The sequence below is a fragment of the Micromonospora sp. NPDC049359 genome (assembly GCF_044466585.1).
Lineage (GTDB): Bacteria > Actinomycetota > Actinomycetes > Mycobacteriales > Micromonosporaceae > Micromonospora.
In genome coordinates this window covers 1-13643 of record NZ_JBITMW010000012.1, presented here as the reverse complement: position 1 = coordinate 13643, position 13643 = coordinate 1, and the positions used below count along the sequence as shown (strand labels likewise).

Sequence of the window (13643 nt, the reverse complement as noted above, 5' to 3'; positions counted from 1 at the left end):
CTCCCGGTCAGGAGGAGGGTTGCAACGCGGACGTGGTGGGCAGCACGGCTCGGACCTGCGTCGAGTCGGCGACCCACCCGAAGATCCCGCCCTGGGCGGCGATCATGTCGAGCCCGACCCGGTGGAACTCGGGAAAGTAGGACCCGACGCAGTCGGCGAGTACGAGGCACTCGTACCCCCGGTCGTTGGCCTCCCGGACGCTGGTGTGCACGCACACCTCGGTGGTGACTCCGGCGACCAGGAGGCTGCGGATGCCCCGCTCGGCGAGCAGGACGTCCAGGTCGGTGGCGTGGAACGCGCCCTTGCCGGGCTTGTCGACGACCGGCTCGCCGGGCAGTGGCGCGAGCTCGTCGATGATGTCGTGGCCGTACTCGCCACGGACCAGGATCCGGCCGGTGGGCCCGGGATCGCCGATCCGCTTGCTCGGGGCGCCCCGGTTCAGCTTGGCCGGCGGGCAGTCGGACAGGTCGGGCAGGTGCCCCTCGCGGGTGTGCACGACGGCCAGGCCGACGGCGCGGGCGTCGGCCAGCAGGGCCGCGAGCGGCGCGATGGTACGGCGGAGCTGGCTCACGTCGTTGCCGAGGCTCTCACCGAATCCGCCGGGCTCCAGGAAGTCCCGCTGCATGTCGATGACGAGCAGCGCGGTGGTCGAGATGTCGAAGGAGTAGGGGCCGGGTCGCGCGGTGGCGATGGTCGGCATGGCTCACCTCACTTCGCCGTGGCGGCGATGACGTCGTCGGATGTGGCGACGCAGCCGAAGACGCCGCCCTGCATGGTGACCATGTGCAGGGCGGCCTCGTGGTTGGCCTTGTCGGTGGCGCCGGTGCAGTCGGCCAGGATCAGGCACTCGTAACCCCGGTCGTTCGCCTCGCGCATCGTCGTGTGCACGCAGACGTCGGTGGTGATGCCGGTGAGGATCAGGTGGGTGATGCCCCGGGTCCGGAGCACGAGGTCGAGGTTGGTGGCGTAGAAGGCGCCCTTGCCGGGCTTGTCGATGATCACCTCGCCGGGCAGCGCGGCGACCTCGGGCACGATCTCCCACCCGGGCTCGCCCCGGACCAGGATCCGGCCGGCCGGACCGGCCCCGCCGATCTCGGCGCCGATGCGGGCCGAACGCCAGCGCTTGTTCGCCGGCAGGTCGGACAGGTCGGGGTCGTGCCCCTCGCGGGTGTGCACGATCAGCATCCCGAGCGACCGGGCGTGCTCCAGCAGCCGGGCGGTGGCCGGCAGGCCGGCCCGGGTGAGGCCGATGTCGTAGCCCATGGCGTCGACGTAACCGCCCGGCCCGCAGAAATCGGTCTGCCAGTCGATGCAGAGCAGCGCGGTCCGCGCGGTGTCGACCACACCGTCGTACGGCCACGGGTAGGGGTTGGCCGGTACCGGCCCGATGCTTCCCATCCTCTCGCCTCCTGTCGTGATCGCTGGTGCGGCCCGCTTCACCGCCGGGTGGCGGCGGAGCGGCGGTAGGCCCGCCACCCACCACTGGCGCTGATGTCCTCGGCCGGCGGGCTGGCGGCGTACGCCTCGCAGAGGAAGCCGAGCACGTCCCGCCCGTCGTGCAGCCGGATCCAACCGAGCGAGAGGGGCGCCGGCACGCCGGCCAGCAGCTCACCGAGGGCGGCGCTGGGCAGCCGCCACAGCTCGACCTCGATCGGGTGACCGGCCGAGGTGTCCGGCGCGACCCGGACCAGCCCCGGCAGCCCCTCGCCGTCGGCGGTGTCCATCCGGTAGAGCCGGTAGAGCGGCGCGGTACGGGCGGCGCCCGCGAAGGCCCCGCCGTAGCCGAGCAGCTCGCCGTTGCGGGACTCGCCCCTCAGGTGCCGGCCGACCACGGCGATCAGCACGTCCGTCGGCCGTGGAGCCGGCGGCGGAACGGGCTCGACGTCCGGGTTGGCCGCGCCGCCCGTGCTGAGGGTGGCGGCGAGCCGGGCCAGGGTGGTGTCGCTGAACGCCGGACCGAGCAGGGTGAGACTCGCCGGCCGGCCGGTGGCGGTGAAGCCGTTGGGCACGCTCACCGCGGCCAGGTCGAGCAGGTTCGCGAACTGGGTGTAGCGGCCCAGCATGGCGTTCCGCCCGATCGGGTCCTCGGCGATCTCGTCGAGCGTGAAGGTGGTGCCGACGGTGGGCACGACGAGCACGTCGACGTCCTGCCAGAGCGTGTCGACCTGGGCGCGCAGCTCACGCAGCCGGTGGTGCCCCCGGAAGGCGTCGACCGCGTCGTAGCGCCAGCCGGTCTCCAGCACGGCCCGGGTGACCGCCAACACCGACTCCGGGTTCGACCGCAGGAAGTCGCCCAGGCCGACGAGCCGCTCGGCCACCCAGGGACCCTGGTAGAGCAGGTCACCCGCCGCGAAGAAGGCGCCGAGCGGCACCGACCGCAGAGATCCGACGAGGGTACGCAGCAGTTGCACTCCGGCGGCGAAGCGGGCTTCCTGCCCGGTGTCACCGAAGAACTCGAGGTCTTCTGCCCAGGGCACCCCGAGGCGTAGCGTGCCCGGCATGCGGGCGACCACCCGCTCCGCCGGTAACGGACGGCCCCACGGGTCGGCCGTGGTGACACCACGGGCGGCGTGCAGCACGTCGACGGCGCCCGCCACGTCGGGCGTGAAGACCGACACGCAGTCGAGCGAGCGGCAGGCCGGCACCACGCCGGCAGTGCTGAGCAGGCCACGGGTGGGCTTGAGGCCGACGATCCCGTTGAGCGCCGCCGGCACCCGGCCGGAGCCCGCGGTGTCCGTACCGAGAGCGAAGCTGACCTGGCCGGCGGCCACCGCGACGGCGGATCCGGAGCTGGAGCCGCCGGAGATGAGGCCGCCGCCGAAGACGCTCTCGCAACTGCCGTACGGCGAGCGGGCGCCGGTCAGGCCGGTGGCGAACTGGTCCAGATTGGTCTTGCCGACGAGCAGCGCGCCGGCGTCGAGGAGCCGCCGCACGACCGGCGCGTCCTGCGCGGCCTCGTATCCGAAGTCGGGGCAGCCGGCCGTGGTGACCAGGCCGGCCACGTCGATGTTGTCCTTGACCGCGAACGGGATCCCGTACAGCGGGGAGGTGGGGTCACCGTGGCGGGTCAGCGACTCGGCGCGGGCCCGTAGCTCGTCGGCCGGCACGGTGCTGATCCAGACCGGGCCCGCACCGCCTCCGGCGAGCCCGTCGAGGACGCGTTCGACCTGGTCCGTCGGCGTCAGACGACCGTCGCGGTACGCCGTCCGCAGGTCCGAGATGGATCCGACTGACTCTGGCATACAGTCGATTGTCGACCGTTCTGTTACAGCGGGCGGCGCGTTCTGTAACGGGGACATGACGGCCGATTGGCCGCCGGCTGGGCCTGTTTCATGGGGGCGGCCGAGCCGAGGCGAAGCCGGGGCGGCGATCCGGCAAGGCGCGGCGGCGCGGCCAGGTGGCGCCCGTCCGGGCCGGACGGGCGCCGCGGGCGTTGATCAGCAGCGCGGGCAGGGAGATTCCTTGCGGACGCTCCAGGTGAAGGTGGTGCTGCCCAGGCTGCCGAATCCGTCGTCGGCGGTGACGGTGACGTTGTAGGAGCCGATCTGGGCGAGCGTGCCGCTGATCCGGCCGGTCCCGGGTTCGATGGTCAGCCCGGGCGGTAGGTTGACCGCCGTCCAGGTGTACGAGTAACTGCCGCCGGTGGCCTGCATCTGCAGCCCTCCGTTGTCCCCCTTGAGCGAACTCTGGGTGCCTGGGTTAGTGACCGTCACCGTGCTGGGACTCGGGCCGGTGGGCGGAATTTCCGGAAACGAGCAGTTCAGCGATACCTGCTGCGACGCGATCGATCTGGTGATGTACTCCGGTTCACCCGAGCGGTACTGGACGGTGGCGGTCGCTCGACCCGAGTAGAAGCCCGAGTCGCAGAGCGTGTTCGGGGTGGTGACGCCGAGTGCGACCACGGGGATCGAGGTGCCGTCGGTCCACAGCGTCGTCCGGCCGTTCACGGTCGTGCCGGCACCCCCGCTCGTCCCGTGGTACAGCAACTCCACCGCGAGGTCGACGCGCCGCACCGCGCCGTCGCACGTGACCGTCGCGGTGTAGTTGACGATGTTGTTGGCCGGCTTCCACGGCACCTTGTCCGGCAGGACGTACCAGCAGTAGTGGCCGTCGGGGGTCGCGGCGGCGGCCGGCGTGCTGAGGCCCAGGGACGCGATGGACATGGCCGCCGCGGCCACGGTCAGCAACAGGCGGGACCTGTTGCGACGCAAGAGATTTACCCTCATCGATGCATGTTCCCACGGGCGAGTCGGGGGCGGCAATGGCTCGTACAGCTAGTCCAGGTAGGAGCGCGCGCCGTGCCCGGACAGCACGGCGAGGACCTCCTCCGGGTCTCCCCCGGCGACCGCCTCGAACAACCGCTCGTGCCGGTGGACCCCGTCCAAGGGCTGCGCCACCTCCGCCTCACGCCGCAGGTTGATCGCCATGTAGAGCTGCAACTTCACCAGGATCGAGCCGTACACGGCGGACAGCTGGCGATTGCCGGCGAGCGCGACGAGCGCGACGTGGAACGCCCGGTGCGACTCGGCGACCGCCATCCGGTCGCCGGCCCGGGTCGCCTCCCGCATCTCGTCGAGCGTCGCCCGCAACCCCGCCAGGTCGCTCTCGCGGCCGACCGGGATCCCCGCCCGCACCGCGAATCGTTCGAGGACGTCCCGCAGCTCGTACAGCTCCCGCACGTCACGATCGGAGAGGGTGGCCACCCGTACGCCGCGCCGGGGCACGTGCTCGACCAGCCCCTGCTGGGCCAGCAACCGCAGCGCCTCCCGCAGCGGCGCCCGGCTGATCCCGAGCCGACGGGTGAGCTGCTCCTCGACGAGGCGTTCCCCCGGATCGCTCCTGCCGCTGAGGATCTCCCGGGTCAACCGGGCGACGGCGAGGTCCACCAGACTGACGCTCTCCAGCTCACCGTCCATCGTCGGTGCGGCCATGTCGTTCACTCCGCCGAGTCTGCCACCTGTCGCCGTGGGAGCGGCGTCGGCGCGTCCCCACGGCCCGGCGACCCGTCCGGGCTGCCCACGACAGTGCCGCCCGCCGCGGATGTGCGGCGGGCGGCACGGTTGACGCGGGACGTCAGGAGATGACCACGTCACGGTAGTAGTGGCGCAGGATCGCCTGGTAGCTGCTACCCGAGTTGGCGAGATCACGCGAGCCGTACTGGGACATCCAGTCGCCGTCCACCCAGCCACCGCACGCGGTGGTGGTCGCGCAGTAGTGCGCCCGCAGGATATTGCCGCTGCGGGTCAGCCGGTTCGACCAGGTCCGGTCCACCGCCGCCGACGTCGAGGTCTGCGCCGACGACGGCCGGTAGACCTGGTCGCCCGTGTCGTCCCGGACGTCATAGCACTGGCCGCCGGAGGTCTTCCGGGTCGAGTGCAGCGCCCAGTACCAGGCGTAGCTCTTCACGGCCATCGCACCGGCGTCCAGCGAGGCGGCCGGCCAGCTCGTCACCCACTCGTTCGGGAGGACGTTCTTGACGTACGTCTTGAAGTCGACCCGGTCGACGCGCCCGAGACTGACCCGGTAGACGAGGATGGTGCTCGGCAGCTTGCTGTTGGTGCCGTCGGTGCTGCAGCCCGTCGGCCCGCTCAGCAGTTCGTGCGAGGCGTTGTTGTTCTTCAACGTGGCGTTGAGGTTGCCCTTCGCCCCGGCCGCGAAGTCCTGCGTCGTACCGGCGAAGTTGCTGTTGAAGTAGACCCGCACGGTCTTGCCGGTCCGGTTCCACACCGACGCCGCGTTGTTCTTGACGCACAGGCCCTTGCCGGCGCCCGCGCCCTTGAAGTCGTAGCAGGTCGGCTGGGTCGTGCCGTAGTCGTCCAGCGAGTCGGTGAAGTCGGAAACCGAGCCGGCCTGGTTGCTGTTGTAGTAGTAGCAGAACTCGCCGCTGTCGCAGGTCCCGTCCCGTTCGGCCGCCGCTGCCGGCGAGGCGACGCTCAGGACGGAGGTGGACATGGCCAGGACGGCACCGACGATGGCGAGGCCCTTGCGGATTCTCATGACGTCCTACTTCTCGTTGTAGCCCTGGGAGTTCCAGAACGCGGTCGGGTCGGCGTTGTCCAGGGTGGGGTCGCCGACGCTGACGGCCGCGTGGGTCTGCCGACCGGCCCGGACCTCGACGTGGGTGTGCGCGCCCGAGCTGGAGGACACCCCGTGCCACGACTCGTCGGCGATGACCTGGCCCTTGCTGATGGCGTCACCCACGCTCACCCCGGACCTCGGCGCGGTGTGCAGGTAGATCACGGTCTTGTTGGACGAGGAGTTGTAGACCGAGATCGTGGACAGGCCACCGCTGCCGGTGCTGCCCTGCGCGACGTAGGTGACCGTTCCGGAGACCAGGGCGCGCACGTCCGAACCGACGCTGCGGGCGATGTCGATGCCCTCGTGCCGGCCGGGCGTGGTGGTGTAACCGTCGAAGCCGCACGTGACACTGCCGCCACTGGCCTGGTACAGGGCGTACGACAGGTTCGTGCGCGTCGACGGCGAGAACTGGTGCGAGGCGTTGTTGTTCTTCAGCGTGGCGTTGAGGTTGGTCTTCGCACCGGCCGCGAAGTCCTGGTAGGAACCGGCGTAGCCGCTGTTGTAGTAGACGCGGACCGTCTTGGTGCTGCGGTTCCAGACCGAGGCGGCCTCGTTCTTGATGCACAGGCCCTTGCCGGCGCCAGCGCCCTTGAAGTCGTAGCAGGAGGGCTGCTCGGTGCCGTAGTCGTCGAGCGATCCGGTGAAGTCAGAGATCGATCCCGCGTTGTCGCTGTTGTAGTAGTAGCAGAACTCGCCGCTGTCGCAGATCCCGTCCCGGGCCGCCGCCGAGGCGGGCGATGCGACGCTGAGGATCGAGGTGGTCGCGGCCAGCGCGACGCCGACGGCGGCCAGGCTCTTCCGGATGTTCATGGGTGTCCTTTCGAGGGTGGTGAGGGGGTGCGGGTCACTGCCCGCGCTGGTACTGCTCCCAGGTCTTGATCGGGATCTGGGGTCCGTCGTCCGGGCCCTGGTTGGCCAGACCGTTCATACCGAGGTAGTAGTCGCCGACCTGGTGCTGCGCCTGGCTGGACAGGTCCGTGTCGCTGATCGCCACGGCGTGGATGTGCCACGGCCAGTCGCCCTGGTTCGGGTTGCGGACCCAGGCGGCGAAGCCCACCTGGCGCAGGGCCCGGGCGACGGCGGTGCGCCGGGTCGCGGTCATGCCGGTGACCGCGATGTCGACCACACCCCCGCCGTCGTGCGTGCCGGCCGAGGTCGGGTCACCCCCGGGGTTGTACGAGCCCTGCTCGAGCACCAGGGTCTGGCCCAGCAGACGCTGCGCCTCGGCCAGCATCGCCTGGGTCCGGGCGTTGACGACGTACCCGTCGCGCGGGACCTTCGCGCCCGGACCGATCGTGTTGGCGACCGTGTAGCGGTCCAGCCCGAGCTTCGTCAGCGACGTCGTGCCGGGCAGCCCGTTCGCGGCGAGCCCGGTGTAGCCGAGCGAGCGTTGGTACGCCGCGTACGCCGAGACGGTGACCGTGCCGAAGTAGCCGTCGACCCACTGCGCGTTCAGCAGGCCCCGCGCCTGCAACGCCTGCTCCACGGCGAGCACCGAGCTCTTCGCACCGGGGGTCAGTGTGTTGTCCGCCCGACGGGGGTCGATCTGGGCGGCCAGGACGGTGGCCTCCATGTCCACGATCGGCCGCGCGGCCGCGGTGGCGGTCCGCTGCGGTGTGGCGCCGGATGCCGCCGCGTGGGCCGGGACGCCGACGGCCACGCAGAGCGCGGCGAGTCCGACGGTCAACCAGGGACGTCGCAAGATGGGTCCTCCTCGTAGCCGGTGAGTCGTTCTCGGTTCGACATCACCCTGCGAGAAGCGCCCTGCTGTTCGGTACCCCCGGCGGCCTGTCAGATCCGTCAGACCGTCACCGACCTCGATGAATGCGGTGTTGTCAGCTTGGCTTGGAGCCCGTGCCTGACATCGCGGCCGGACCTCAGGCGGTCACGGTGACCATGAAGTACACCGGCCGCCGGGTCGGGAAGTACTCCCGGCCGGCCTCGTCGACCATCTTCCAACTGACCCAGCACCTGCCCGGGCGGCTCGGCGCGGTGACCCGAACACGGATCATCACCTGTTCGCCGGGCGGCGTGTCGCCGATCGGCACCCGATCCGGTGTCCGGCAGCCGGCACCGTCTGCGGCGGGGTCCATCCGCGCCAGGTACCGGTTGTGCCAGTCGACCTTTCCCACGTTCGCGAGAGACCACACCTTGTCGAACTGGGCGTTCACCTTCACCTGGGTGCCGTCGGGGATGGTGACGTCGGCGACGAACCTGCTCGAGTCTCCGGGGATCAGGGAGTCCGAGAACGCCGTCGCGTTCGGTGACGCGGACGGTGACGGTGACGCCGTCGGTGCGCTGGAGCCGTCGGCGCCCGACCGGCCACGAACGGTCGCGCCCAGGACACCGGCCACCGCCACCACCAGCACCACCGCCGCGATGTTCAGCCACGGCAGACGGCGTCGCCGCGTCGTCACGACGCGATCCTCGGCCCCCGGATGCTCCACGACCTGCACCACGCCCTGTTCCGCCGGCGCGGACGCGGCGAGGACCGGCGCGGGGTCACCGTCCCCGCTGGACCGGGCGGCCGTCACCGGGCGCTGCGCCTCCTCCCATCGACGCCGCCACAGGGCCTCGTCCGCCTCGCAGGCTCGGACGAACTCCCGCGTGGTCTCCCACGAGGGAAACCGGGTGCCGGCGGCGGCCTCGTGCAGGGTCGTGTGCGAGATCCGTCCTGATCGCCCCGCCATCTTGCGGAACGAGGGGTCTCCCGCGGCGCCGCGCAGCGCCCGTAACTGCTCGGCGAACCTCTGGGCGGGCCGTCCGTCCTGACCAGACTCCCCGGCACGCTGGTCCTTCATCAGTCCCCCATGTCAGACGACTTTGTCAGACGTTGTCAGAGCGTGTCAGAGGCTACCGAACGACCGACGGGGAGGGTTCAGGTGTGCGGGGTGGGTCGGTAGACGAGTTCCTGAGTCCGGCCGTCGAGCGTGCGGCCCTCGACCAGCTCCAGGTCGAAGTCGGCCGCACCGTGGAAGATCGGCTCGGTCCCGGTCTGACCGGTGACCACCGGGAAGAGCGTCACCTGGATGAAGTCGACCAGGCCGGCGGCCAGCAGTGCCCGGTTCATCGAGAGGCTGCCGTGCGACCGCAGCGGCACCTCGGACTCCTCCTTGAGCCGGGCGACGACGTCGACGGCGTCACCGCGTACCAGGGTGGCGTCCGGCCAGTCGAGCGGTTCCTCGATGGTGTTCGACACGACGATGGCCGGAAGGCTGATCATGCGGGTGACCCAGGCGTCGCGGACGCCGGACTCCTCGACGCTGTCGGCCAGCATCTGTCGGAACAGCGCGAACGTGCGGGCGCCGAAGACCATGCGGTGGTCATCCGTGTACGTGGCAAGGCGACGTTCCAGCAGCTCGGGACCCTGCTTGCCCCAGTAGCCTCCCCAGTTGCCGGTGGTGCTTCCGAAGCCGTCGAGGCTGGTGAAGACGTCGAAGGTGTAGGTGGCGCTCACGCCGGTCTCCTCCTGTGGGTGAGTTCGCTACGCCGCGCCTTCAGGAAGGCGCGCTCAGTATCGTTGCCGGTCAGCGCGATGGCCTCGTCGTAGGCGGCGCGGGCCTGCGTGTCGCGTCCGAGCCGAGCCAGCAGCTCGGCCCGGGTGGCGGGCAGCCGGTGGTACCCGGGAAGCTCGACCGTCTCCAGCGCGGCGAGAGCCGCGTCGGGACCGTGCGCCTCGGCCACCGCGACCGCCCTGTTGAGGGCCACGACGGGGTTCGGCGTGAGTACGAGAAGCTGGTCGTACAGCGCCAGGACCTGCCGCCAGTCGGTGGCCACGCCGTCGGTGTGCACCGCGTTGATCGCGGCCTGGATCTGGTACGGGCCGGGCCGGTTGCGTCGCAGACACCGCCGGACCAGGTCGTGTCCCTCGGCGATCAACGTGTCGTTCCACAGTGACCGGTCCTGCTCGCCCAGGAGAACCAGCTCACCGTTCGGGCCGAGCCGGGCCGGGCGACGTGCCTCGATCAGCAGCAGCAGGGCGAGCAGGCCGAGCACCTCGGGCTCGTCGGGCATCAGCGCGGCCAGCTCGCGGGCGAGCCGGATCGCCTCGGCGCACAGGTCGGTCCTGATCAACGGTCCGGCGGTGGACGTGTAGCCCTCGTTGAACATCAGGTAGAGCACGGTGAGCACGGGCGGCAGCCGGTCCGGCAGCTCGTGGTCGGCGGGTACCCGGTAGGGAATGGCGGCTTCCCGGATCTTCTTCTTCGCGCGCACGATCCGCTGGGCGATGGTCGTCTCCCGGACCAGGTAGGCCCGGGCGATCTCAGGGACCTCGAGGCCACCGAGCAGGCGCAGCGTGAGGGCTGTGCGCGCCTGGAGGGCGAGCGCCGGGTGGCAGCAGGTGAAGATGAGTCGTAACTGGTCGTCCCGCACGGGTCCCACCTCCTGGGGCGCGTCCTGGTGCTGGAGCAGCAGGGCCTGGGCGTGCCGGGCCTCGCGGGTCGACTCGCGGCGGAGCCGGTCGATCGCCCGGTTGCGGGCGGTCGTCACGATCCAGCCACCCGGGTTGGGTGGCGGCGTCCGCCACTTCTCGAGCGCCGTGGCGAAGGCGTCCTGGACCGCCTCCTCGGCGAGGTTGATGTCGCCAAGGAGACGGGCCAGGGTGGCGACGCAGCGGCCGTACTCCGCGCGGTAGATGCTCGCCAGATCCATGTCGGCCGGCCGGCTCCGGGTCAGGCCTGGGACAGGTCGTCGAAGGGGCGTACCTCGATCGGTCCGCAGGCCGCCGCGCACTTCTCGGCCCAGGCGAGCGCCTGGTCCAGGTCGGCGCACTTGAGGACCCAGAAGCCGACGAGGTGCTCCTTCGTTTCGGCGAAGGGTCCGTCGCTCATGGTGCTGGACCCGTTCTCGATCCGCACGACGGTGGCACTCTCCGGAGACACGAGCCCGCCGCCGAAGACCCAGACGCCCGCCGCCCGCATCTCGTCGTTGATGCGGCCGGTCTCGGCGAACATGACCTCGGTCTCCTCGTCGGACATGGCGGGCGCGCCCTCGACGGCGTGCACGGACAGCAGATACTGCTTCATGACGATCCTTCCGGTAGCTCGACAGCGGGATGGGGTGGTGACGGCTCAGGCGGCCAGGCGGCGCGCGACGACGGGGATCACGATCGCGGCAGCGACCAGGTGGGTGAGCATCAGCAGCGCCTTGGTGGTCGTGTCGGCGTCGGCGATCACGTCCGGCACCAGGGACAGGACCGTCAGCGCCACCGTCGTACGGACGAACACGTGCCGCGGGCGTCGCGCGAACCGGGACAGCAGCACGGCCAGGACCACGCCGACCAGGGAGAAGACGGCCGTCAGCATCCCGAACCCGGCGACCGGGATCGGAGCGCCGCTCACGTCGAGGCTGACTCCCGCCGCGCGGCCGGCGGCGGCGACGACCATGGTGGCCGCGCTCGCGGCGACCGTGGCGACGGCACCGGCCCAGATCAGCGCGCCGCGCGTCGACGTGGCGGCGCGGGTGGTGTTCGCGGTGGTGGTCATCATGCCCTCCAGCGGGTGGGTGCCCGTCTCGATGCCGGGCTCTCACCATGGCTACGAACAGAGCCGGTCCCGATCGACAGCCCCACCCACGATATTTTGGCGGCCTCGCCGCCGGTGTACGCCGAGCCGTTCTCCGGGCCGTCGGGTCGGGTTCAGTCGGGACGGTGCGCGGCCCCGGCTGACGCGCGAGCCGGAGAAGCCGGTCCGGGAAGACATGCCATCAGGATTAATAGAAACTTAAGGGTACGAGGGCAAAAAATTGTTATCCGGAGCCGGCTCGACGGCCACCAGGACAGTTCTCCACGGCCCTCCTTAATTCTTTTTCCGCAGATTGCCGCGCGCCTCCGACGTGCACATACTTCATCCGACAGAGCGTTATCGTCGACTCGAAGGAAATCACTGGTAATGCGGACTCCTCCCCCCGCGCACGTCGCACCGCCGGACCGGGCGCGCAAGCGCCGCCGCATCGCTCGCATCACGCTCGCCTCGGGGGTCGCCGCCGCCCTGGTGGGCAGTGGCATCTACATCGCCGGCGCCCAGGCCGAAGAGGTCGCCGTGTCGGGCCGGATCCAGGCTGAGGCCTTCGCGGCCCAGTCCGGCGCGCAGACCGAGAGCACCGGCGACGCCGACGGCGGCCGGAACGTCGGCTGGCTCGGCAACGGAGACTGGCTGCGGTACGACGGCGTCTCGATCACCGGCGCCGAGCTGAAGGCCCGGGTGGCGGCGAACAACACCGACGGCGGCGCCGTCGAGCTGCGCCTCGGTACGCAGACCGGCGCCCTGCTGGCCAGCTTCCCGATCGCCCACACCGGCGGCTGGCAGAAGTGGACGACGGTGACCGCCACGGCGGCCAGCGTGCCGTCCGGCCCGCAGACCGTCTTCGCCGTCATGAAGAGCAGCTCCCGGTCGGACTTCGTGAACCTGAACTGGTTCACGTTCGGCTCCGCGACGGGTACGACGCCGAGCGCGTCGACCACGCCGAGCGCCAGCCCGGCGACGCCGACCACCCCGGGCACCACCCCGACCACCCCGGGCGCCACGCCCACCACGCCGGGCACCGCGCCCGCGGCTGGCTGGGTACCGGTCGACCAGGCCAGGTGGGACCGGGAACTGGCTGCCTTCAACGCGATCACGCCGAAGCCGGTGACGCCGGGAACGACCCGCGTTCCCGAGTTCCACACGGACTGCGAGCTGGCCAACTCGGCGCCGGATGACCCGATCGTCGTCCCCGGCCTGCCGGGCGCGTCGCACATGCACACCTTCTTCGGCCCGAAGATCGACGCGTTCACCACGACCGACAAGCTGCTCTCCTCGACGACCACCTGCAACGCCCCCGGTGACCTGAGCGCCTACTGGACCCCGGAGCTGCGCAAGGACGGCAAGCCCGTACCGATGAAGAGTTTCCGGGTCTACTACGGCTCACGGGTGAAGGACCCGTCGACCGTCAAGCCCTTCCCGCCGGGCCTGCGGATGGTCGAGGGCGACGCCAAGAAGCAGGTCGACACGCCGAAGAACGCCGGTAGCAACCAGTTCTGGTGCGCCGGCAGCGCCGAGACCGGCCGCAGCGCCGACGGCAACTGGCCGGTCTGCGCCTCCGGCGGCAACCTCATCTTCCAGCTCGTCTTCAAGGACTGCTGGGACGGCAAGAACATCGACTCACCCGACCACAAGTCGCACATGGGCGACCCGGTCAACGGCGTCTGCACCGGCAAGTACCCGGTGGCGGTGCCGAACCTGTCCTTCATGGTCAACTACCAGTCGCTGGGTGGCAACGGCCTGAGCCTCTCCTCCGGCAAGCCGTCCTCCATGCACGGTGACTTCATGAACGCCTGGGACCCGGCCCACATCGGACCCCTGGTGAAGTCCTGCCTGAACCAGAAGGCCAAGTGCGGCACCGAGGTGACCTTCGCCGGCGGCTGACCCCGCACGTAACCCGAGAGGCGGGGCCCCCCCCCCGCCGGGGGGGGCCCCCCGGGGGGGGCCCCCCCCCCCCCACCCCCGGGGCGGCCCCCCCCCGCGCCCCCCCCACCCCCCCCCCCCCACCACCCCCCACCCACCCCCCGGCCGTGGGGGGCCAAC

At 71.0% G+C, this 13643-nt stretch carries 14 protein-coding genes; 1 reads left to right on the top strand and 13 read right to left on the bottom strand.

Features of this window, described 5'->3' with window-relative positions; genetic code table 11:
- Positions 1 to 7: 7 nt before the first annotated feature.
- The 13 genes from ACIBTX_RS25015 to ACIBTX_RS24955 form a co-directional block, all read right to left on the bottom strand.
- Positions 8 to 700: an isochorismatase family cysteine hydrolase gene (locus ACIBTX_RS25015; RefSeq protein WP_357125469.1), complete on the bottom strand. Its 693-nt coding sequence runs from the start codon at positions 698 to 700 to the stop codon at positions 8 to 10.
- 8 nt (positions 701 to 708) lie between these two features.
- Entirely contained in the window at positions 709 to 1398 is a 690-nt protein-coding gene (locus ACIBTX_RS25010; RefSeq protein WP_357169160.1) for an isochorismatase family cysteine hydrolase, read from the bottom strand.
- Positions 1399 to 1436: 38 nt separating this feature from the next.
- Positions 1437 to 3242, bottom strand: a complete 1806-nt coding sequence (atzF, locus tag ACIBTX_RS25005; protein ID WP_363660867.1) for an allophanate hydrolase — start codon at positions 3240 to 3242, stop codon at positions 1437 to 1439.
- 195 nt (positions 3243 to 3437) lie between these two features.
- On the bottom strand, positions 3438 to 4226 hold the full coding sequence (locus tag ACIBTX_RS25000) for an Ig domain-containing protein (RefSeq protein ID WP_357169154.1): 789 nt from the start codon (positions 4224 to 4226) through the stop codon (positions 3438 to 3440).
- A 48-nt stretch (positions 4227 to 4274) separates the two neighbouring features.
- On the bottom strand, positions 4275 to 4931 hold the full coding sequence (locus ACIBTX_RS24995) for a GntR family transcriptional regulator (protein WP_357170544.1): 657 nt from the start codon (positions 4929 to 4931) through the stop codon (positions 4275 to 4277).
- 142 nt (positions 4932 to 5073) lie between these two features.
- Positions 5074 to 5997, bottom strand: coding sequence for a SpoIID/LytB domain-containing protein (locus tag ACIBTX_RS24990; RefSeq protein WP_357125457.1), 924 nt, complete (start codon positions 5995 to 5997; stop codon positions 5074 to 5076).
- Between the two features lie 6 nt (positions 5998 to 6003).
- Complete coding sequence (locus ACIBTX_RS24985) at positions 6004 to 6888, bottom strand: peptidase inhibitor family I36 protein (RefSeq protein ID WP_355048036.1); 885 nt, start codon at positions 6886 to 6888, stop codon at positions 6004 to 6006.
- 34 nt (positions 6889 to 6922) lie between these two features.
- Positions 6923 to 7780 (bottom strand): peptidoglycan-binding domain-containing protein, encoded by an 858-nt coding sequence (locus ACIBTX_RS24980; RefSeq protein ID WP_357125452.1) that lies wholly within the window; start codon positions 7778 to 7780, stop codon positions 6923 to 6925.
- Between the two features lie 175 nt (positions 7781 to 7955).
- Positions 7956 to 8879: an NBR1-Ig-like domain-containing protein gene (locus tag ACIBTX_RS24975; protein ID WP_363660866.1), complete on the bottom strand. Its 924-nt coding sequence runs from the start codon at positions 8877 to 8879 to the stop codon at positions 7956 to 7958.
- A gap of 77 nt (positions 8880 to 8956) precedes the next feature.
- Positions 8957 to 9535, bottom strand: a complete 579-nt coding sequence (locus ACIBTX_RS24970; RefSeq protein WP_357125447.1) for a dihydrofolate reductase family protein — start codon at positions 9533 to 9535, stop codon at positions 8957 to 8959.
- Positions 9532 to 10731, bottom strand: a complete 1200-nt coding sequence (locus ACIBTX_RS24965) for an RNA polymerase sigma factor (protein ID WP_357125444.1) — start codon at positions 10729 to 10731, stop codon at positions 9532 to 9534. Before ACIBTX_RS24965 ends, ACIBTX_RS24970 begins: the two co-directional genes overlap by 4 nt.
- A gap of 20 nt (positions 10732 to 10751) precedes the next feature.
- Positions 10752 to 11105 carry a YciI family protein gene (locus ACIBTX_RS24960; RefSeq protein ID WP_363660865.1) on the bottom strand — a complete coding sequence of 118 codons (354 nt, stop codon included), beginning with the start codon at positions 11103 to 11105 and terminating at the stop codon, positions 10752 to 10754.
- A gap of 45 nt (positions 11106 to 11150) precedes the next feature.
- Positions 11151 to 11564 (bottom strand): DUF6069 family protein, encoded by a 414-nt coding sequence (locus ACIBTX_RS24955; protein ID WP_357125437.1) that lies wholly within the window; start codon positions 11562 to 11564, stop codon positions 11151 to 11153.
- A 405-nt stretch (positions 11565 to 11969) separates the two neighbouring features.
- On the opposite strand from ACIBTX_RS24955, the gene ACIBTX_RS24950 reads away from it, so the two are divergent.
- Positions 11970 to 13484, top strand: a complete 1515-nt coding sequence (locus ACIBTX_RS24950) for a DUF1996 domain-containing protein (RefSeq protein WP_357169145.1) — start codon at positions 11970 to 11972, stop codon at positions 13482 to 13484.
- The last annotated feature ends 159 nt before the right edge of the window (positions 13485 to 13643 follow it).

Excerpts from the sequence above, each read along its gene's own strand:
- ACIBTX_RS25015 (WP_357125469.1), bottom strand. The coding sequence starts at position 700 with ATGCCGACCATCGCCACCGCGCGACCCGGCCCCTACTCCTTCGACATC.
- ACIBTX_RS25010 (WP_357169160.1), bottom strand. The coding sequence starts at position 1,398 with ATGGGAAGCATCGGGCCGGTACCGGCCAACCCCTACCCGTGGCCGTAC.
- atzF (WP_363660867.1), bottom strand. The coding sequence starts at position 3,242 with ATGCCAGAGTCAGTCGGATCCATCTCGGACCTGCGGACGGCGTACCGC.
- ACIBTX_RS25000 (WP_357169154.1), bottom strand. The coding sequence starts at position 4,226 with ATGAGGGTAAATCTCTTGCGTCGCAACAGGTCCCGCCTGTTGCTGACC.
- ACIBTX_RS24995 (WP_357170544.1), bottom strand. The coding sequence starts at position 4,931 with ATGGCCGCACCGACGATGGACGGTGAGCTGGAGAGCGTCAGTCTGGTG.
- ACIBTX_RS24990 (WP_357125457.1), bottom strand. The coding sequence starts at position 5,997 with ATGAGAATCCGCAAGGGCCTCGCCATCGTCGGTGCCGTCCTGGCCATG.
- ACIBTX_RS24985 (WP_355048036.1), bottom strand. The coding sequence starts at position 6,888 with ATGAACATCCGGAAGAGCCTGGCCGCCGTCGGCGTCGCGCTGGCCGCG.
- ACIBTX_RS24975 (WP_363660866.1), bottom strand. The coding sequence starts at position 8,879 with ATGAAGGACCAGCGTGCCGGGGAGTCTGGTCAGGACGGACGGCCCGCC.
- ACIBTX_RS24965 (WP_357125444.1), bottom strand. The coding sequence starts at position 10,731 with ATGGATCTGGCGAGCATCTACCGCGCGGAGTACGGCCGCTGCGTCGCC.
- ACIBTX_RS24960 (WP_363660865.1), bottom strand. The coding sequence starts at position 11,105 with ATGAAGCAGTATCTGCTGTCCGTGCACGCCGTCGAGGGCGCGCCCGCC.
- ACIBTX_RS24955 (WP_357125437.1), bottom strand. The coding sequence starts at position 11,564 with ATGACCACCACCGCGAACACCACCCGCGCCGCCACGTCGACGCGCGGC.
- ACIBTX_RS24950 (WP_357169145.1), top strand. The coding sequence starts at position 11,970 with ATGCGGACTCCTCCCCCCGCGCACGTCGCACCGCCGGACCGGGCGCGC.